The organism is Agromyces aureus (assembly GCF_001660485.1).
In the GTDB taxonomy this organism is placed as follows: Bacteria; Actinomycetota; Actinomycetes; order Actinomycetales; family Microbacteriaceae; genus Agromyces; species Agromyces aureus.
Genome location: NZ_CP013979.1, coordinates 1943045 through 1962645, shown reverse-complemented (window position 1 = coordinate 1962645; position 19601 = coordinate 1943045). Strand labels below are relative to the sequence as shown.

The following is a 19601-nucleotide window of genomic DNA, read 5'->3' as shown; positions in this document are numbered from 1 at the left end:
CCTGCCTCCGTCACGGCTGCGGAGCCTCACCCTGCCCGTCGCCGTCGGCGGACCCATCCGTCGGCCCGGTACGCCACGAGATCGTCGAGTTCGAGCATGCCGAGCACGCCCATGACGTCTCCCGGACCGAGCCCTGCGCGCCGCGCGAGGTCCGCCACGTCCCGCGGCGCCCGCGTACTGAGCGCATCGAGCACTCGCACCTGCTCTGGCGAGGGCACCATGTGCCGGGCGACGATCGACCGGTCGCCCTCCCCCGAGCTCGCGGCATCGGCGTCGGCCACCGACTCGGCCGCGCCGAGCAGTTCGAGGATCTGATCGCCGTTCACGACGCAGACGGCGTCGAACTCCCGCAGCAGTCGATGGCACCCGGCGGATGCGGGGCTGGTGACCGGTCCGGGCAGCGCTCCGAGGGGCCGCCCGAGCGCTGCGGCATGGCCGGCGGTGTTGAGCGAACCCGAGCGCGCTCCGGCTTCCAGGACGACCGTGGCCTGACTCGCTGCGGCGATGAGCCGATTCCGTTGCAGGAAGCGCCACTTGGTCGGCGAGGCTCCGCACGGGAGCTCCGATACGACGGCTCCGCTCTCGGCGATGCGCTGCAGCAGGCCGTCGTGCCCCACCGGGTAGAACCGGTCGACTCCGCCCGCGAGGAACGCGATCGTCGTTCCGCCGCTCGCGAGCGTCACCCGATGCGCCGTGCCGTCGATGCCGTAGGCGCCGCCGGAGACGACCGTGACCCCGCGATCGGCCAGGCCCGCGGCGATCTCCATGGTCATGTGCTCCCCGTAGCCGGTCGCCGCGCGTGCTCCGACGAGTGCGACCGAGGGCGCCCCCGGGCGGAGCAGCGCGGGATCGCCCCTGACCCAGAGCCCGAGCGGTGCATGCACGCCGAGGTCGTCGACCCCGGAGGGCCAGCAGGCGTCGCCCGGCACGATGAAGACCGCGTCCACGCGCGCGGCCTGCGCCAGCCCCCGCACGAAGGCGGCGTGATCGATTCGCGGCGTCCACCGTGCGAGGCCGGCTTCGAGCTCCTTGGTCGTCGGCGCCTCCCCCGCAGCCTCGACCTCGGCGAGAACCCGCTCGACCGGCGCTCGTTCGAGCAGCAGGTCGACCGTTCGCGCCGCTCCGAGCGCGCCGACCAGGCGGCCGAGGGTGCCGTCGCCCGGTTCGGCGAGCGTGCCGAGCACAGCTCGGGCGAACGCCTCGACGTCGGCGGCGGATCCGTCGACGGCCTCCGCGCCGTCTGCGACGTCGACAGCGACATCGACAGCGACATCGACCTCGATGAGCACCGTCGGTTCGGACTCGAGCGAGACGATCGGCTCGAGAGCCAGAGAAGGAACGCCCTCCGCCGCGACCGGCTGCGCGGACGGCAGCAGCGGCCGCAACGGCCGGACCGCCGCGAACTCGACGCGCAGATGCCGCTCGGCACGTTCGACGGCGCTCATCGGGCGATGCCCTGGCGGAAGTAGAGCGCGTTGCCGATGTGCCCGGCGTCGGGGCGGTCGGCGCCGGCGAGATCGGCGAGCGTCCACGCGGTCTTCAGCACCCGGTCGTAGCCGCGCATCGTGATACCGCCGCGCTCGAGCGAACGATCGAGCGCGGCGGTCGCGCGGCCACCGGGGTGGAGCCCTCCGGCTCCCCGGAGCCACGGCCCCGGCATCTGCGCGTTCGTTCGCCACGGCGTTCCGCGGAGCCGTTCGGCCGCGACCGCCCGGGCCGCCGTGACCTTCGTGCGGGCCTCGGCGCTGGTCATGCCCGGCCGATCGCGGGCTCCGCGAAGATGCGCGGCGGTCAGCCTCGGCACCTTGAGCTGCAGGTCGATCCGATCGAGCAGCGGACCCGAGATGCGCGCGAGGTAGCGTCGCCTGGCGTTCGGCGGGCAGGTGCACTCCGCGGTGCCGTCGAGTCCGCACGGGCAGGGATTGGCCGCGAGCACGAGCTGGAATCTCGCGGGGAAGCTCGCCACGGCATTCGCCCTGTGGATGCTGATGGTGCCCGATTCGAGCGGTTGACGGAGCACGTCGAGCACGGCGGCCGGGAACTCGGGAGCCTCGTCGAGGAAGAGCACGCCGTGCGACGCCCGCGCGGCGGCGCCCGGCCGGATCAACCGGCTGCCGCCCCCGACCATGGCCGCGGCCGTCGCCGTGTGGTGCGGCGCCTCGAACGGCGGGCGGAACGAGAGCCCCGACCCGACCGGCTGCCCCGAGAGCGAGCGCAGGCACGAGACCTCGAGGGCCGCGTCGGCGTCGAGGTCGGGGAGGATGCCGGGCAGCCGCGAGGCGAGCATGGTCTTGCCCGCCCCGGGCGGGCCGATCATCGAGAGGTGGTGCCCGCCGGCGGCCGCCGCGAGCAGCGCATCGATCGCGTCGGTATTGCCGGCGACATCCGAGAGATCTCCGGATACCTCGGCCGTGCCGGCCTGTTCGGTGCGCACCGAGGCGACGGCGTCGACCTCGCGCGCCTCGAACCGACCGCCGTGGTGGATCGCCGCGTCGAGCAGCGAGACGACGCCGATGATCGCGACGTCGGGCACCAGCGCGGCCTCGTCGGCGTTCGCGCTCGGCACCATCACCGTGCGGTGACCGGCCCTGACGGCCGCGAGCACCGCGGGCAGGATGCCGTCGATCGGCCGCAGGCGACCGTCGAGGCCGAGTTCGCCGAGGTGCACGACCCGCGCGACCGACTCGACGGACACCTCGCCGGCCGCGGCGAGGCAGGCGACCGCGATCGCCAGGTCGAATCCGGAACCATGCTTGGGCAGCGCCGCGGGCGAGAGGTTCACCGTGAGCTTGCGCTGCGGCAGCGGACAGCCGGCGTTGACGGCGGCGGCGCGCACGCGTTCGCGCGCCTCGCCCAGGGCTGCGTCGGGCAGCCCGATGATCGAGAATCCCGGGAGCTGGGCAGACAGGTCGGCCTCGACCTCGACGATCGAGCCGGTGAGGCCGAGCAGGGCGACGGCGTGCGTTCTGGCGACGGTCATCAGCTGATGCCCTCGAGGTGCTCGATGATCGCCGGCGCCTCGTCGGGGGCGAGCACCGCGACGGCGTCGATGCGGATGCGGGCTGCCGCGGCATCCGTCGCCTCGCACCACGCGACCGCGAGACGTCGCAGGCGCGCGAGCTTGACGGGCGTGATCGCCTGGAACGGATGCCCGTAGTCGTGGGACGTACGCGTCTTGACCTCGATGAAGACCGTCGCATCGCCGTCGCGCGCGACGATGTCGATCTCGCCGTGCACGCATCGCCAGTTGCGGTCGATCACGCGCAGTCCGCGCGATTCGAGGTGGTCGACCGCGAGCTGTTCGCCGCGCCGACCGAGTTCTGCATTGTGGGCCATCTGCACCACCTCCGCGATCAGCGTGGTGGTGCGGCGGCCGCCGTTCGCCGGCGACGGCGTCGCGGTACGACGCTTGATCGAGCGTGCGGGGTGGGGAGGGACGGACGCGACCGCGGCGGGGATCGCCTATTCGTCGAGCGCGAGCTCTTTCGGCAGCTCGAACTCGCGCGTCGCGAGCTCTTCGACGTTCACGTCTTTGAAGGTGAGCACACGCACCGACTTGACGAAGCGGTCGGCACGGTAGACGTCCCAGACCCACACGTCTTTCATTGTGAGCTCGAAATAGAAGTCGTGCTCGGTGTCGCGGCGGACGAGTTCGACCTCGTTCGCGAGGTAGAAGCGACGCTCGGTCTCGACCACGTACTTGAACTGCGAGACGATGTCGCGGTACTCGCGGTACAGGGCAAGTTCGACCTCGCGGTCGTAGTCTTCGAATTCGTCGTCATCCATCGGATTCATCCTACGCCGAGGTCGAAGAGCGCGGGCGCCTCGACCGGTCGTTCGTGCAGCCACGAACGACGGTGCAGGCCGCTCGGCCCGTGCTCGGCGATCGCGTCGAAGTGCGCACGGCTCGAGTAGCCCTTGTTCTCGTTCCAGGCGTAGAGCGGCAGATCGGCGTGCGCCGCGTGCATGAGGCGGTCGCGGTGCACTTTCGCGAGCACGGATGCCGCGGCGACCGAGGCGCAGTCGCGGTCGGCCTTGATGCGCGTGGTCACCCTGGCGCGGTGGTCGATCGAGCGGCTGAGCCAATCGTGGTTGCCGTCGAGCACGAGCGGGGCGTCGTCGAGCTCGGTCGCCCGGCCGGCCGCCGTCTCGATGCCGCGAAGCACGTCGAGGGCGCGCGAACCGGCGAGGCCGAGGCAGGCCATGATGCCGAGTTCGTCGATCTCGGCGGCGGACGCCTCGCCCACCGCCCAGGCGCGCACCCACGAACCGGCGCGCGGCGCCATGAGTTCGCGCTTCGGCTCACTGAGCAGCTTCGAGTCGCGAAGCCCGGTCGGCATGCGACGCACCGAGGAGTCGATGACCACGAGTCCGACCGCGACCGGGCCGGCGAGGGCCCCACGGCCGACCTCGTCGCACGCGAGCACGACCGGGGCTCCGCCCTCGAAGTACTCGCGTTCGACCTTGAGGTTCGGGATGGCGGCCGGGGCCATGTCAGTCGCCGCCCTCTGCGGCCTCGTCGACCCCGGCGAAGGTCTCGGGGTAGTTGCCGAGCCAGGCCCAGTGCGAGACCGGCCAGCTCACCACGAACGCACGCCCGACGACGTTCTCGATCGGCACGAAGCCCTTGAGGGGCGTGTCGGCGTTGTAGCGGGAGTCCTTCGAGTTGTACCGGTTGTCGCCCATGACCCAGAGCGAGCCGTCGGGCACGACCTGGTCGAAGTCGTCGCGCGACACCTTCGTGTCGCCGGCTGGGAGCACCACGTAGGGCTCGTCGAGCGGCACGCCGTTGACGCTCATCTGTCCGAGGGCGTTGCAGCACGTGACGTGGTCGCCGGGAAGCCCGATGACGCGCTTGACGAGGTGGTCGTTCGAATCGGGGGCCGAGAGCCCGACGAACGCGAGGAACCAGTCGATCGCGGCCGCGAGCGGCGGCGCCTCGGGCTCGACGCGCGCGGGCAGCCATCCGCCGGGATCCTTGAACACGACGACGTCGCCGCGCTCGATCGGCGTGACGCCCGGCACGAGCTGGTTCACGATGATGCGGTCGTCTTTCACGAGCGTCATCTCCATCGACTCCGATGGGATGAAGAACGACCGGATCAGGAACGTCTTGATCAGGAACGAGACGAGGACTGCCACCACGAAGATGACGAGCAGATCCCGGAGGAAGAGCAGTGCGCCGCGCTTGCGACGGTTCACCGACCTCCCATCGCCATCGATACGAGTGGTGCTGATGTCTTCTGTCATTTAACCGCCTGAGCTCCTCACCCCAAGTGTAGGGGTGAGGAGCTCAGGTCGAAGGCCGCGGCCCGTGCGGCGCGCGGGCCGCGAAGCCGGATCAGGCGTCGCGCTTCTCCTTGATCTTCGCCTTCTTGCCGCGGAGCTTGCGCAGGTAGTAGAGCTTCGCGCGACGCACGTCACCGCGGGTGACGACCTCGATGTGGTCGATCACCGGGGAGTGCACCGGGAACTTGCGCTCGACGCCGACCTGGAAGCTGACCTTGCGGACCGTGAAGGTCTCGCGGACGCCTTCGCCCGAACGGCCGATGACGACGCCCTGGAAGACCTGGACGCGCGAGCGCGTGCCTTCGATGATGTTGACGTGCACCTTGACGGTGTCACCCGCACGGAAGTCGGGGACGTCCGAGCGCAGGCTCGCAGCGTCGACATGGTCGAGGATGTGCATGATGGTTCGCTCTCTGCGCCCGCAACCGGTCGAACGCGGATTGGTGATTGGAAGAATCTGGTGCCGCCCGCACGATCACTCGCGCTGTGCATGCTCCCCGGAGGCAGAGTCCTGCGGCGGCACAATCCTCTATTGTGCCATGTTCGGCGCTCTTGCGCCAAAGCGGGGCTCGAGAGGGCGGATGCCGCGCACAGGCGTCACCCGCACGACCCCGTGCGGCGCACGGGCGTCAGTCCTCGCGGTGCCGTTCCTCGACGACGATGACCTCGCCGAGGTCGTACGGCTGCTGCACCGACGGTGAGCCGCCGGCATCCGTTCGAGGAACCGAGCCCGCCTGCGCAAGCCGCTCGTACTCGGCCATCTGCTCCTGCATGCGCTTGGCGCCGTCGCGGACGAGCTGCACGATCGCGTACCAGAACGCGACGAGTGCGAGCGCGATCGCGAGCACCGCGAACGAGGCCATCGCCGGCCCGGAGAAGCCGAACGCGACGATCGCCGCGTGCCAGGCGCCGAGGATGCCGACGTCGGCCCACGACACGGCGCGCGTCTCGCGCACGGTCGGGCGAATCGAGGTGAGCAGGGCGATGACGGCCAGCGAGATGAAGGTCACCGGCACCGTGATGATGAGGCCGAGGGTGCCCCAGCCGCCGCCGCCGAACACGGCCCAGCCGACCACCAACCAGACCGGCAGCACGATCGTGGCCGCCTGGATCCATCGGAAGAAGATGCGCCGGAAGAGCATGATCACAGCGTAACGCGGCGCCCCAGGGCGCGGCCGGGGTGTTCACTCAGGGCGGAGCCGACAGAATGGTCGTCGGAGAGGAACACCGTGATCGAACTGAGGACCACCGCCGAGATCGACGAGATGCGCCCTGCCGGCCGCTTCGTCGCGAGCGTCATCGACGCCACGTCGAAGGCCGCGGCCGTCGGCGTCAACCTGCTCGAGCTCGACGCGCTCGCGCACGAGATGATCCGCAAGGCCGGCGCCGAGAGCTGCTACATCGACTACCACCCGTCGTTCGGCGCGAGCCCGTTCGGCAAGGTCATCTGCACGTCGGTGAACGATGCCGTGCTGCACGGCCTCCCCCACGACTACAAGCTCCGCGACGGCGACCTGCTGAGCCTCGACTTCGCCGCGTCGGTGAACGGCTGGGTGTCCGACTCGGCGATCTCGATCGTCGTCGGCACGCCGCGCGAGGCCGACCTGCGGCTCATCGACACGACGCAGCGAGCGCTCGACGCGGGCATCGCGGCTGCGCGGGTCGGCAACCGGATCGGCGACATCTCCCGCGCGATCGCCGACGTGGCGAAGTCCGAGGGCTACTCGATCAACACCGACTTCGGCGGCCACGGCGTCGGGCGCACCATGCACGGCGACCCGCACATCCCGAACAACGGGCGTCCGGGCCGCGGTCTGCCGTTGAAGCCGGGCCTCGTGGTCGCGATCGAGCCGTGGTTCCTCGAGACCACCGACCGCATCTTCACCGATCCCGACGGCTGGACCCTGCGGAGCGCCGACGGCTCGCGCGGCGCGCACGCCGAGCACACGGTGGCGATCACCGACGGCGACCCGATCGTGCTGACGAAGCGGGGCTGAGACCCGAGAACGCCGCGTCGCGGCATCCGAGTTCCGGATGCCGCGACGCGGCGTTCTGCCGTTCACGGGCCCGTCGACCGTGGGCGACGCGGCATTCAGGCTGCCGCGCGCACCTCGACCTCGACCACCCCGTCGACGATGCGCGACGCGAACGTGCGGAGTTCGAGGGCCGCGTTCGTGAAGCACGCCCCCGTGACGAGGTCGTAGACCTCCTTGTGCAGCGGCGACGCGATCGTGGGCCGGTCGCCGCGTGAGCCCGTGATGCCGCGTGCCATGACGGGCGCGCCCGTGTGCGGGTCGAGGTGGTCGACGGCGTAGATCTCGTCGTCGCCGAGGCGCACGAGTGCGACCTGATCGGCGCCGAGCAGCGCCACCTCGCCCCAGCCCTGCTCGAGGTCCCCGATCTCGCAGACCGGCACCCAGGTCGTGGCCGCCTCGGTCGTCGGTTCGATCGTGATCGTCATGTCGCGCTCCTCCCGTTCGGATGTGCCGAACGTACGGCGCGGGTGTTTCCGCGCGCGGCAACAGGTGTTTCCCCGAGGTGAAACCCGCCTCACATGGTCGCTCGTCGGTGGTGAGGCACGATTGCGGTCGCGGTTACGCCGACGTAACAGGGCCGAAACCGCCCGGTCCTACGTTGGCAGCATTCGAGCCCACGGAGGCAGCATGACCGAGAACAACCCGGCCGGCATCCGCACGCGCGACGTCGTCATCGTCGGCGGCGGCCCAGCCGCCCACCGACTCGCAGACAGCCTGCACATGCGCGACGAGGAGCGCACGCTCCGCGTCACGGTGATCGGCGACGAGCCGCACCTGCCGTACGACCGTGTCGCCCTCAGCACCCGGCTCGCCGACGGAGCCGCAGACCTGACCCTGCACCCGACCGCCATGTGGGACGAGTCGCGCGTGCGCCTCATCACCGGCGAGCGCGTCGAGTCGATCGACCCCGCCGCGAGGACCGCGACGACGTCGGCGGGCACCGTGGTGCGCTGGGACGAACTCGTGCTGGCGACCGGGTCGAGCGCTCCGGTGCCGCCGATGCCGGGCGCCGAACGCATTCGGGTCTACCGCACGGTCGAGGACGTCGACAACCTCGTTGCCGAGTCGGCCCACCTCGCGGAGCTCCACGGGCGTCCGGCCCGGGTCGTGGTCGCGGGCGGCGGCCTGCTCGGACTCGAGGCCGCCGGTGGTCTCGCCAAGCTCGGTTCGCACGTCGCGGTCGTGCACTCGGGCGGATGGCTCATGTCGGCGCAGCTCGACGAAGGAGCCGGTCGGGCGCTCGGCCGCATCATCTCGGGCCAGGGCATCGGCCTGCACCTCGGCGCACGCCCCTCGGCCGTCCGCGTCGAGGGCGGCGCCGTCACGGCGGTGGAACTCACCAACGAGCGCGTGATCGAGGCCGATCTCGTCGTCTTCGCGATCGGCATCAGCCCGCGCGACGAACTCGCCCGCGACCTCGGGCTCGAGCTCGGCCCGCGCGGCGGCGTCGCGATCGACGGCGCGTGCGCGACATCCGCCCCCGGCATCTGGGCGATCGGCGAGGTCGCGAGCTTCGAAGGACGCTGCACCGGCCTCGTCGCCCCCGCGAACGCCATGGCCGAGGTCGTCGCGGATCGCCTGCTCGGTGGCGCAGCGGAGTTCACGACCATCGACGACGCGACGAAGCTGAAGCTCTCGGGCGTCGACGTCGCGAGCTTCGGCGATGCCCTGGCCCGCACCGAGCAGGCGCTCGAGATCGTCTACGCCGACCCGGCGCGCGGGCTCTACCAGAAGCTCGTCATGACCGACGACGCGAAGACCCTGCTCGGCGGCATCTTCGTCGGCGACGCCTCGCCGTACGCCTCGCTCCGGCCGATGCTCGGCATGCAGCTCTCGTCGGAGCCGGCCGCATACCTGTCGGCCTCGGGCATGGAGGCGCCGGCCGGCGACGAGCTGCCCGCATCGGCGCTCGTCTGCGCGTGCAACAACGTGGCGGCCGGCACCATCCGCGACGCCGTGAACGGCACCGAGCACGCCGAGGGCTGCACCGACCTCGGCGAGCTGAAGACCTGCACGCGGGCGGGCACCCAATGCGGCTCGTGCGTTCCGCTCGTGAAGAAGCTGCTCGAGGCCGAGCTCACGAAGTCGGGCATCACGCCCTCGCGGGCCCTCTGCGAGCACTTCGAGCTCTCTCGGCAGGAGCTCTTCGAGTCGATCCGGGTGCTCGAGCTCACCTCGTTCGAGGAGATCATCGCGCGCATCGGCACGGGGCGCGGCTGCGACGTCTGCAAGCCCGTGATCGGCTCGATCCTGGCGACGCAGCACGGCTCGTACATCCTCGACGGCGGTCGCGGCGGCCTGCAGGACACGAACGACCGAGCGATGGCGAACATGCAGAAGGACGGCACCTACTCGGTCGTGCCGCGCATCCCCGCCGGCGAGATCACGCCCGACAAGCTCCTCGTGATCGCCCAGGTCGCTGCCGACTACGGCCTCTACACGAAGATCACGGGCGGCCAGCGCATCGACCTCTTCGGCGCGCGCCTCGACCAGCTGCCCGACATCTGGAAGCGACTCGTCGATGCCGGCTTCGAATCGGGCCAGGCCTACGGCAAGGCGCTCCGCAACGTGAAGAGCTGCGTCGGCTCGACCTGGTGCCGCTTCGGCGTGCAGGACTCGGTCGCGATGGCCGTGCAGCTCGAGCTGCGGTACCGCGGCCTCCGTTCGCCGCACAAGCTCAAGTTCGGCGTCTCGGGCTGCGCCCGGGAGTGCGCGGAGGCCCGCGGCAAGGACGTCGGCGTGATCGCCACCGATCAGGGCTGGAACATGTACGTCGGCGGCAACGGCGGATTCCAGCCGGCCCACGCACAGCTGCTCGCGAGCGACCTCGACGACGAGACGCTGCTGAAGTACATCGACCGCTACATCATGTACTACGTGCGCACGGCCGACCGGCTGCAGCGCACAGCCCGCTGGATCGAGGACATCGAGGGCGGGCTCGACCACGTGCGCGACGTCGTCGTGCACGACTCGCTCGGGCTCGCCGAGGAGCTGGAGCGTGCTGTCGACCGTCACGTCGACTCGTACGAGGACGAATGGGCCGCGACGCTCGCGGACCCCGAGCGCCTGCGCCGCTTCCGCTCGTTCGTGAACGCACCGAACGTGCCGGACCCCTCGGTCGCCCAGGTGCCGGACGGTCGTGGCCAGATGCGGCCGGCGACCGCCGAGGAGCGCGCGAGCGGCGAGGCCGTGCTCGTGGCCGGCACCCGGATCCCCGTCCGCGGGGTGGACGCGTGAACGGCGACCTGCCGGGCCGCGGCACGGTCGGCAGCGTGACCCTCGTCGGCGGCGGCCCCGGCCGCGAGGACCTGCTCACGCTCGCGGCGGTCCGGGCCCTGCGGTACGCCGATGTCGTGCTCTACGACCGCCTCGCCCCGCACGACCGCCTCGACGAGCTCGCGCCGGCCGCGCTGCTCATCGACGTCGGCAAGCGCCCCGGCCACCACGCGATCCCGCAGACCGGCATCGAGGGACTGCTCGTCGAGCACGCCCTCGCCGGTTCCCGGGTCGTGCGGCTCAAGGGCGGTGACCCGTACGTGCTCGGCCGCGGCGGCGAGGAGGTGCTCGCGTGCCACAAGGCCGGCGTGCCCGTCGAGGTGATCCCCGGTGTCACGAGCGCGATCTCGGTGCCGGGGGCCGCCGGCATCCCCCTCACGCACCGCGGCGTCAGCCACCTGTTCACGGTCGTCTCCGGGCACCAGCCGCTCACGGCATCCGAACTCGAACATCTCGCGGGCCTCGGCGGCACCATCGTGGTGCTCATGGGCGTCAACACGCTGCCCTCGCTCACCGCGGGGCTGGCGCGCGCCGGCATGGCCGAGCGGATGCCGGTGGCCATCGTCGAACGAGGCTTCTCGTCCGAGCAGCGAACCACCATCGGGGTCCTCGCCGACATCGTGACGACCGCGGGCCGAGCTCGGGTGGCCTCCCCCGCCGTCGTCGTGATCGGCGAGGTCGTGCGGCTCGCCCACGACGGCGACGCGAGTGCGGCCGACCTCATGGAGCGCGCGGCCGGCTTCGCGGCGGTGGCCGGATGAGCGACCTCCTCGAACTCGCCCCCGGCTTCCGCGTCGACCAACTCGTCGGCTTCCGCATCGGGGTCACGAGCGATCGCCGCTCCGCCGACCTCATCGACGCCCTCGCCAGGCGCGGTGCGTCCGTCGTGCACGCGCCGACCCTCCGCATGACGAACGCGCTCTCGGACGACCCGGTCATCGCCGACACCCGGGCGATCATCGAGGCGAGGCCCGAGGTGCTGCTCGCGACCACCGCGTACGGCATCCGGCGATGGTTCGAGGTCGCGGATTCCGCGGGGCTCGGCGAGGACCTGCTCGACGCGCTCGCCGACACCGCGATCCTCGTGCGCGGGCCGAAGGCGCGCGGGGGCATCCGCGCTGCCGGCCTCAACGATGTGGGCATGAGCGCCGAGGAGACCACGGAGTCGCTCATCGACCACGTGCTCGAGAACTACCCGCCCGGCCTCACGGTCGCCGTGCAACTGCACGGGTTCCTCGAGGCTCCGCAGTTGCAGCGCCTGAGCGACGCGCACGATCGCGTGATCACGGTGGCCCCGTACCGCTGGGTCGAGGTGGACGAGACCGACGACCGCGTCGAGCGGCTCATCGAGGCCGCGTGCACCGGGGGCCTCGACGCGATCACGTTCACGAGCGCCCCGGCCGTGCACGCGCTCTTCGGCGCCGCCGAAGAGCTGGGGCGCTACGACGACCTCGTCGACGCCATGTGCGGCCCGGTCGTCGCGGCCGCCGTCGGGCCGGTCACCGCGGTGCCGCTCATCGCCGCGGGCATCACGCCGATCCAGCCCGACCGGTTCCGCATGGGCGCGCTGATCCGGCTCGTGTGCGAGTACCTCGAGACGAACCGCGTGATCCGGCTCGAGACGCAGCACGGGCCGCTCGCGCTCCGCGGCAGCGTCGTCGACATCGCCGATCGCCGGATCTCGCTGGCCCCGGTCGCGCTGATGATCCTCCGCATGCTCGTGCTCGCGCGGGGCTCGGTGGTCGCCCGCGACCGGCTGGCCGCGGGGCTGCCCGGCACGAACGACGAGCACGCGCTCGAGGTCGCGCTGAGCCGCCTGCGGCAGACGCTCGCCGTGCCGGGGCTGATCGCCACCGTGGTCAAACGCGGGTACCGCATCGACGTGTGACCACCGCCTCACACCCGGTCGCCGGCCGGGTGAGGAGGTGGAGACGCAGGGTTTACGACCGGCCCGATCCGCGGAAACACGACCTCAATAGCTTCGAGTCGAAGGCTCCACCACGTGATCGACACCTCGGAGGCACCCATGACCCAGACGACGAGCTCCGCTCCCCCCGTCGCCGCGACATCCGCGACCGCGACCACCACGACGACGACGACCGCCCCCGAGCTGACGACCCGGCCCGGCCGGTGGATCGACGGCTGGGACCCCGAGAACACGGCCCAGTGGGAGTCTCGAGGACGCGCCATCGCGCGCCGCAACCTGAACTGGTCGATCTTCGCCGAGTTCCTCGGATTCGTCGTCTGGCAGCTCTGGTCGATCGTCGCCGTGTCGCTGCCTGCGGCCGGGTTCGACCTGACCACCGGTGAGATCTTCTGGCTCATCTCGATCCCGAGCCTCGTCGGCGCGACCCTGCGCATCCCGTACTCGTTCCTGGTGCCGAAGTTCGGCGGCCGCAACTGGACGATCATCTCGGCCGCGCTGCTGCTCCTACCGACGATCGCGATGGTGCTGTGCGTCTCGAACCCCGAGACGCCGTTCCCGGTGCTGCTCGGTGCTGCGGCCCTCGCGGGCTTCGGCGGCGGAAACTTCGCCAGCTCGATGTCGAACATCACGTTCTTCTACCCGCAGCGCGAGAAGGGCTGGGCGCTCGGCCTGAACGCCGCGGGCGGCAACCTCGGGGCCGCGGTCGCGCAGTTCGTCGTGCCGATCGTCATCACGATCGGCGCCGGTGCGACGCTCAACCTCCCGATCGCCGGCTGGATCTGGATCCCGTTCATCCTCGTCGCGATGATCGGCGCCGCTCGATACATGAACAACCTCTCCAACGCGAAGGCCGACTTCTCGGGCTCGGCCGCCGCGCTGAAGGAGCCGCACCTGTGGCTGCTCTCGCTGCTCTACATCGGCACGTTCGGCTCGTTCATCGGGTTCGCGAGCGTGTTCCCGAAGCTCATCGCCGACCAGTTCCCCGAGTTCTCGAGCATCGCAGTGGCCGGGACCTCCATCTCGCTCGCCTTCCTCGGCGCCCTCACCGGCTCGCTGGCCCGCCCCTACGGCGGCCGACTCTCCGACCGCTTCGGCGGCGCCCGCATCACGATGTGCGCATTCGCCTCGATGGCGCTCGTCACGGTCGCGGTGCTCCTGACCCTCCCGCTCGGCAACTTCTGGCTCTTCCTCGGCCTGTTCCTGCTGTTGTTCGCCTCGGCGGGCATCGGCAACGGCTCGACCTACCGCATGGTCCCGGTCGTGTTCGCGGTCCGCGGCGGCGGCACGGGCGACGTGTCGACGCAGCGCAAGGCTGCCGCGGCCCTCGGCCTCATCTCCGCGATCGGCGCCTACGGCGGCTTCCTCATCCCCCAGGCGCTGAACCTCTCGTTCCAGTCGACCGGTGCGTACGGGGCGGCGTTCGCCGGATTCATCGCGGCCTACGTCATGCTGCTCGCGCTCACCTGGGCCGTGTACGTGCGGCCCGGCGGCCTCAGCGCCCACAAGATCTGAATCGAGCCCCATTGACCCACCCCGCCGACACGCACTGCCCGTACTGCGCGCTGCAGTGCGCGATGACCCTGACCCCGACGATCGGCACGACGGATGCCGCGGCGAGCGCGTCGCCCGACGCCCACGTGCACTCGGCGCCGGTCACGGTCGAGGGCCGCGACTTCCCGACGAACCGGGGCGGCCTGTGCAAGAAGGGGTGGACGTCGGCGGAACTCCTCAGGTCGCCCTCGCGCCTCGGCGCCCCGCTCGTGCGGGGCGCCGACGGCGCGTTGCACGAGGCGTCGTGGGATGAGGCGCTCGACCTGATCGCGACATCGCTCCGCGACATCCGCTCGGAGCACGGTGCCGACGCGGTCGGCGTCTTCGGCGGCGGCGGACTCACGAACGAGAAGTCGTACCTGCTCGGCAAGTTCGCGCGGCTCGCGCTCGGCACGAGCCGCATCGACTACAACGGCCGGTACTGCATGTCGTCGGCCGCGGCGGCGGGCAATCGGGCGTTCGGGGTCGACCGCGGCCTGCCGTTCCCGCTGGAGGACCTCGATGGGGCCGACACGATCCTGCTGCTCGGCACCAACGTGGCCGAGACCATGCCGCCGTTCATCGGACACCTGGCCGGTGCCCAGGCGGCCGGCGGTCTCGTCGTGGTCGACCCGCGGCGCACCGCGACCGCACGGCTCACCGACGACGGCAAAGGCCTGCACCTGCAGCCCGCGCCCGGCACCGACCTGCCGCTGCTGCTCGGACTGATCCACGTGGTGATCGCCGAGCGCCTCGTCGACCTCGACTACGTGGCGTCCCGCACCGTCGGGTTCGACCGGGTCCGTCGGAGCGTCGCCACCTGGTGGCCGGAGCGCGTGCAGTCGGTGACGGGGGTCGCGGCACTCACGCTCAAGCGGCTTGCACGGCGTCTCGCGGCCGGCGGCGGCACCTACATCCTCACCGGACGCGGCGTCGAACAGCACGTCGACGGCACGGACACGGCGACCGCGGCGATCAACCTCGCACTCCTGCTGGGCCTGCCGGGTCGCCTCGGCAGCGGCTACGGCACGCTCACCGGCCAGGGCAACGGCCAAGGGGGGCGCGAGCACGGCCAGAAGTGCGACCAACTGCCCGGGTACCGCAAGATCGTCGACCCCGAGGCGCGCGCCCACGTGGCCCGGGTGTGGGGCGTCGACCCAGCCGTCATCCCGGGGCCCGGCGTGCCGGCGATCGAGCTCCTCAAACTGCTCGGGGTCCCGGACGGCGTGCGGGCCCTCATGGTGCACGGCTCGAACCTCGTCGTCTCCTCCCCCAACGTGCGCGACGTGCGCGCGGGCCTCGAACGGCTCGACCTGCTCGTCGTCTGCGACTTCTTCCTCTCCGAGACCGCCGCGCTCGCCGACGTCGTGCTGCCGATCACGCAGTGGGCCGAAGAGGAGGGAACCATGACCTCGCTCGAGGGCCGCGTCATCCGTCGCCGTCGTGCGCTGACCCCGCCCGCCGGGGTGCGCGACGAGCTCTGGATCCTGCACGAGCTCGCTGAACGGCTCGGGTCGACGGCCGCGTTCGACACCGACCCCGCGGTGGTCTTCGAAGAGCTGCGACTCGCATCCGAGGGCGGCCTCGCCGACTACTCGGGCATCGACTACGCCATGCTCGACCGAGGGGATGCCGCGTACTGGCCGTTCCCGCGCGGCAGCCGCGGCACGCCCCGACTCTTCGCCGACCGCTTCGCCCACCCCGACGGCCTCGCGCGGCTCGTGCCGGTCACGGTGCGCGAGTCCGCGCGCCCGGCGCCGACGCCCGGAACCGACGAGATCACGCTCGTCACGGGTCGCCTGCTCGAGCACTACCAGAGCGGTGCGCAGACCCGTCGGGTGCCCGAGCTGCTCGAATCGCAGCCCGAGGCGCTCGCCTCGATGCATCCCGCCACGGCCGAGCGCCTCGGCATCGGCGACGGCGACGAGGTCGAGGTCGTCAATCACCGCGGCCTCGTGCGCTGCCGGGCCAGGCTCACCCCCGACATCCGGCCCGATGCGGTGTTCCTGCCCTTCCACTACGGCGACGAGCAGGCCGCGAACCTGCTCACCTCCGACGAGGTCGACCCGATCTCGTCGATGCCCGAGTTCAAGACGAACGTGGTGAGCGTGCGCCGGATCGCCGACGCGGCCTCCGTTCGACTGCCCGAAGAGACCGGAGTCCTCGCATGAGCCGCTCGAACCCGCTGAAGGTCGTGCTCGTCGGTTACGGGCCGGTCGGCGCCCGGTTCGTCGAGGAACTGCTCCCCGGCGTGCAGCGCGGCAGCGTCGAGCTCACGGTCATCGCTGGCGAAGACGTCGAGGCGTACAACCGCGTGCTCGTGGCCGAGTACGCCGTCGGCAACGCCGACCTCGACTCGATGATCGTCGGCGACCGGGTCACGGCCGAGGAGTCCGGCGCACGCGTGCTGCTCGGGGTCGCCGTCACGGCCGTCGACCGCGACGCCCGCACGGTGCACCTCGACACCGGAGAGCGACTCGCGTACGACCGACTCGTGCTCTCCACGGGTGCCCGCGCCAACGTGCCGACCCTCGACGGCGTCGAACGGCACCGCCGCGACCTCGCTTCCCTCGAGAAGTACGGCCGGCAGCTGGTCGCCCGCGACGACGAACTGCCGCCCGGCATCACGGCGCTCCGCGACCTCGCCGACGCCGAGCGGGTGCTCGAAGCCGTGCAGGAGCGCCGCCGCATCATCGTGCTCGGCGCCGGCGTGCTCGGGCTCGAGCTCGCCCTCGCGGCCGCGCACGCCGGCGCGCAGGTCTGCGTCGTGCACCACGGTCCGCACCCGATGCCGCGCAACCTCGATCGCGGCGGCGGCCAGGTGCTGCGCGCCGCGCTTCGCCGCACGGGCATCCAGGTCATCGCGCACAGCCGAGCCGAGGCGGTCGCGTTCCGCACCGACGACGACGGCGTGCGCCGCTTCGACATGCTCGTGACGGCCGACGGCAAGCAACTGCGCGGCGACCTGCTCGTGCTCTCGTGCGGCGTGAGCGCGCGGACCGAACTCGCGGTGCTCGCAGGCCTCCGCACGGCCGCCGGCATCGTCGTGCACCCGAACCTTGCCTCGTGGACCGACCCCGCGATCTTCGCCATCGGCGACTGCGCGCAGGTCGTCGAGCGCACCGACGAACTCGCCGGCCAGCGCACGCTCCCCGGAGCGCCGTCGGGCCTCATCGGGCCCGGCTGGCGGCAGGCGTCGTGGCTCGCCGGCTCGTTCCTCGCCGAGGCCGACCGACGCGCGCACGACGTCGAGACGCCCTTCGAACGCGACGCACTCGTGATGCTCAAGGCCGAGCACATCGACGTGGTCGCCGTCGGCGACATCTCGGGCGACCCGTGGGACGACGACAGCCTGCACCCGCGCCGTCGCATCGCGCAGTGGGCCGACCCCGAGCATCTCCGCTACGTCAAGATGGTCACCGAGGACGGCGTGCTCACCGGCTTCGTGAGCGTCGGGATGCCGCGGACGGCCGCCGAGCTCACCCTGCTGTTCGAGCGGGGCGGCGAACTGCCGGCCGATCGGTCGCTGCTGCTGCGCTTCGACGGGCCCGACTACGACCCCGCCGCCGACGCCGATGCGTTCGCGCCGGCCACGACGGTCTGCTGGTGCAACGCCGTCACGGTCGGGCGCATCGAGGAGTCCGCGGCGTGCGGCAACACGACCGTCGAGTGCGTCGGGCGCGACACGCGCGCGGGCACGGGGTGCGGGGGCTGCCGTGGGCGCATCGCCGAGGTGCTCGCGCGCGTCTCGGACGCCGACGGAACGCCGACGCCCGCGGCCTGACCTCGACGACGGCGGATACCGCGGGCGCCCGTCGTGCCGTGGCGTCGCGTCGCGGCATCCGACGCCCCATGCGGATGCTGCCGCCGACGTGCTGGGCCGTGCCGCTGTGCTGTGCCGCACCGCACCGCGCCGTCAGGCGTACAGGTGCCGCTCGGCCTCGACGGCCTCGTAGCGGTCGAGCACCACATCGACGAGTTCGATCGGCACCGGCCGCCCCGGCGCGATGAGCGGCTCGGTGATGAGCTCGGCTCCCACCGAGGCCGCCGCGTCGTAGAACGTGCCGGGCGCGAGCAGGTAGGCGGCCACCGCGATGCGCGTGCCGGGGTGCACCTCGCGGATCATCTCGATCGCGTCGGGCAGACGCGGGATGGCCGCGGCGATGAACCCGACCGTGACCGCACGCCCGAGCCGGTGCCCGAGCCGCCGGGCGGTCTCGAAGCACTCGCGCACCGCACGCGGATCGTTGGACCCGGCGGCGGCGAGCAGCACGGCGTCGCCCTCCTCGAGCCCGGCATCGGCCAGCCGCTCGGCGAGGATGCCGACGAGCCGATCGTCGGGCCCGAGCTCGCCCGCCAGCCTGGCCTGGCCGCCGATGCGCTCGAGGCCGAACGAGAGACCGGTGCGCACGTGGTACCCGGCCGACAGCGTCAGCGGCACGATCACCGCGTCGGTCTGGCCAGCGGCCGCGACGGCGGCGGCCACGTCGACGCTCTTGGCGTCGATGAAGTCGATGGCGACGTCGATGCCGGGCTCGACGGTGGCGACCCGATCGACCAGCCGCATCACGGCCTTGCGGTTCGCCGCCGACGGCGAGCCGTGCGTGACGGCGATCAACCTCAGGGGCGGTCGCGCGGCCGAGCCGGCAACTGGGTCTGCGCCACTCGGACCGGCCATCGACAACCCGCACTCTCCGGCGGGTGCTCGCTCGGTGCCGCCGGTATCGACGCTATAAACGGCGTGTTTCGAGGCAGGCCCCGGACTGTTTCGGGGAGGTGAAGAAGACCTCACGCGCACCGGCGGAACGCCGGGATGTCGCGGCGTTCGCCTGCGACTCGAAAGAGGGTCGTCAGTCGGCGAGCAGCTCGGGGCGCACGCGGCGGGTGCGCTCGATCTGCTGCTCGCGCCGCCACTCGGCGACCGCGCCGTGGTTGCCGGAGAGCAGCACCGGCGGCACCTCGAGGCCGCGCCAGGCGGACGGCTTGGTGTAGCTCGGGTACTCGAGGAGGCCGTCTTCGTGCGACTCCTCGACGAGGCTCTCGGGGTTGCCGACCACGCCGGGCACCAGCCGGCCGGCGGCCTCGATCATGGCCATGACGGCGACCTCGCCGCCGTTCAGCACGTAGTCGCCGAGGCTGATGAGGCGCACTCGCATGCGGCCCTCGTAGTGGTCGGTCACCCGCTGGTCGATGCCCTCGTAGCGCCCGCAGGCGAACACGAGGTGCGACTCGGCGGCGAGCTCGCGGGCGACGGCCTGCGTGAAGGGCTCCCCCGCAGGCGACGGCACGACGAGCAGGGCGTCCGAGTGCGCGGGGCCGACGATCGAGTCGATCGCCTCGCCCCACGGCTCGGGCTTCATGACCATGCCGGCGCCGCCGCCGTACGGGGTGTCGTCGACCGTGCGGTGACGGTCGTGCGCGAACGCGCGGAGGTCATGCGCGGTGACCTCGATGATCCCGGCCTGCCTGGCCTTGCCCAGCAGCGAGATGTCGAGCACCGAGAAGAACTCGGGGAAGATCGTGACGATGTCGATGCGCATGCG

The 19601-nt window shown here is 71.7% G+C and carries 18 protein-coding genes; 7 read left to right on the top strand and 11 right to left on the bottom strand.

What is annotated here, in order from left to right; translation table 11 throughout:
- Positions 1-26: 26 nt before the first annotated feature.
- The 8 genes from dprA to ATC03_RS08470 form a co-directional block, all read right to left on the bottom strand.
- Positions 27-1445 (bottom strand): DNA-processing protein DprA, encoded by a 1419-nt coding sequence (gene dprA / locus ATC03_RS08505; protein WP_084003392.1) that lies wholly within the window; start codon positions 1443-1445, stop codon positions 27-29.
- Positions 1442-2980, bottom strand: coding sequence for a YifB family Mg chelatase-like AAA ATPase (locus ATC03_RS08500; protein WP_067875577.1), 1539 nt, complete (start codon positions 2978-2980; stop codon positions 1442-1444). Before ATC03_RS08500 ends, dprA begins: the two co-directional genes overlap by 4 nt.
- Positions 2980-3345: a YraN family protein gene (locus tag ATC03_RS08495; protein WP_418118823.1), complete on the bottom strand. Its 366-nt coding sequence runs from the start codon at positions 3343-3345 to the stop codon at positions 2980-2982. The genes ATC03_RS08500 and ATC03_RS08495 overlap by 1 nt, the downstream gene beginning before the upstream one ends.
- A gap of 117 nt (positions 3346-3462) precedes the next feature.
- Positions 3463-3786 carry a DUF2469 family protein gene (locus ATC03_RS08490; protein WP_067875570.1) on the bottom strand — a complete coding sequence of 108 codons (324 nt, stop codon included), beginning with the start codon at positions 3784-3786 and terminating at the stop codon, positions 3463-3465.
- Positions 3787-3791: 5 nt separating this feature from the next.
- The gene (locus ATC03_RS08485) at positions 3792-4493 is read right to left on the bottom strand and encodes a ribonuclease HII (RefSeq protein ID WP_067875567.1); all 702 of its coding nucleotides are present in this window, start codon (positions 4491-4493) and stop codon (positions 3792-3794) included.
- A gap of 1 nt (position 4494) precedes the next feature.
- Complete coding sequence (lepB, locus tag ATC03_RS08480) at positions 4495-5250, bottom strand: signal peptidase I (protein WP_067875563.1); 756 nt, start codon at positions 5248-5250, stop codon at positions 4495-4497.
- 91 nt (positions 5251-5341) lie between these two features.
- Entirely contained in the window at positions 5342-5689 is a 348-nt protein-coding gene (rplS, locus tag ATC03_RS08475) for a 50S ribosomal protein L19 (protein WP_067875560.1), read from the bottom strand.
- Positions 5690-5918: 229 nt separating this feature from the next.
- Positions 5919-6431 carry a hypothetical protein gene (locus ATC03_RS08470; protein WP_067875558.1) on the bottom strand — a complete coding sequence of 171 codons (513 nt, stop codon included), beginning with the start codon at positions 6429-6431 and terminating at the stop codon, positions 5919-5921.
- 87 nt (positions 6432-6518) lie between these two features.
- On the opposite strand from ATC03_RS08470, the gene map reads away from it, so the two are divergent.
- Complete coding sequence (gene map / locus ATC03_RS08465; protein ID WP_067875555.1) at positions 6519-7286, top strand: type I methionyl aminopeptidase; 768 nt, start codon at positions 6519-6521, stop codon at positions 7284-7286.
- A 95-nt stretch (positions 7287-7381) separates the two neighbouring features.
- Here map and nirD read toward each other — a convergent pair whose 3' ends face one another.
- Positions 7382-7750 (bottom strand): nitrite reductase small subunit NirD, encoded by a 369-nt coding sequence (gene nirD / locus ATC03_RS08460; protein ID WP_067875553.1) that lies wholly within the window; start codon positions 7748-7750, stop codon positions 7382-7384.
- Between the two features lie 202 nt (positions 7751-7952).
- Between nirD and nirB the strand changes: the two genes are divergently transcribed.
- The 6 genes from nirB to ATC03_RS08430 all read left to right on the top strand — a co-directional run bounded on the left by nirB (position 7953) and on the right by ATC03_RS08430 (position 17842).
- Complete coding sequence (gene nirB, locus ATC03_RS08455; protein WP_067875551.1) at positions 7953-10562, top strand: nitrite reductase large subunit NirB; 2610 nt, start codon at positions 7953-7955, stop codon at positions 10560-10562.
- A complete protein-coding gene (gene cobA / locus ATC03_RS08450) occupies positions 10559-11362 on the top strand; it encodes a uroporphyrinogen-III C-methyltransferase (protein ID WP_084003391.1) in 804 nt (267 codons plus the stop codon). The genes nirB and cobA overlap by 4 nt, the downstream gene beginning before the upstream one ends.
- On the top strand, positions 11359-12489 hold the full coding sequence (locus tag ATC03_RS08445; protein WP_067875547.1) for a uroporphyrinogen-III synthase: 1131 nt from the start codon (positions 11359-11361) through the stop codon (positions 12487-12489). The genes cobA and ATC03_RS08445 overlap by 4 nt, the downstream gene beginning before the upstream one ends.
- A gap of 138 nt (positions 12490-12627) precedes the next feature.
- The gene (locus ATC03_RS08440; RefSeq protein WP_067881763.1) at positions 12628-14040 is read left to right on the top strand and encodes an MFS transporter; all 1413 of its coding nucleotides are present in this window, start codon (positions 12628-12630) and stop codon (positions 14038-14040) included.
- A gap of 11 nt (positions 14041-14051) precedes the next feature.
- Positions 14052-16229, top strand: a complete 2178-nt coding sequence (locus tag ATC03_RS08435; protein WP_067875544.1) for a molybdopterin oxidoreductase family protein — start codon at positions 14052-14054, stop codon at positions 16227-16229.
- Entirely contained in the window at positions 16226-17842 is a 1617-nt protein-coding gene (locus ATC03_RS08430) for an NAD(P)/FAD-dependent oxidoreductase (protein ID WP_067875541.1), read from the top strand. The genes ATC03_RS08435 and ATC03_RS08430 overlap by 4 nt, the downstream gene beginning before the upstream one ends.
- A 132-nt stretch (positions 17843-17974) precedes the next feature.
- On the opposite strand, the gene ATC03_RS08425 is transcribed toward ATC03_RS08430, so the two are convergent.
- Together ATC03_RS08425 and trmD are read right to left on the bottom strand one after the other, a co-directional pair.
- Positions 17975-18676 (bottom strand): sirohydrochlorin chelatase, encoded by a 702-nt coding sequence (locus ATC03_RS08425; protein ID WP_227820262.1) that lies wholly within the window; start codon positions 18674-18676, stop codon positions 17975-17977.
- A 232-nt stretch (positions 18677-18908) separates the two neighbouring features.
- Positions 18909-19598, bottom strand: coding sequence for a tRNA (guanosine(37)-N1)-methyltransferase TrmD (gene trmD, locus ATC03_RS08420; protein WP_067875535.1), 690 nt, complete (start codon positions 19596-19598; stop codon positions 18909-18911).
- Positions 19599-19601: the final 3 nt, after the last annotated feature.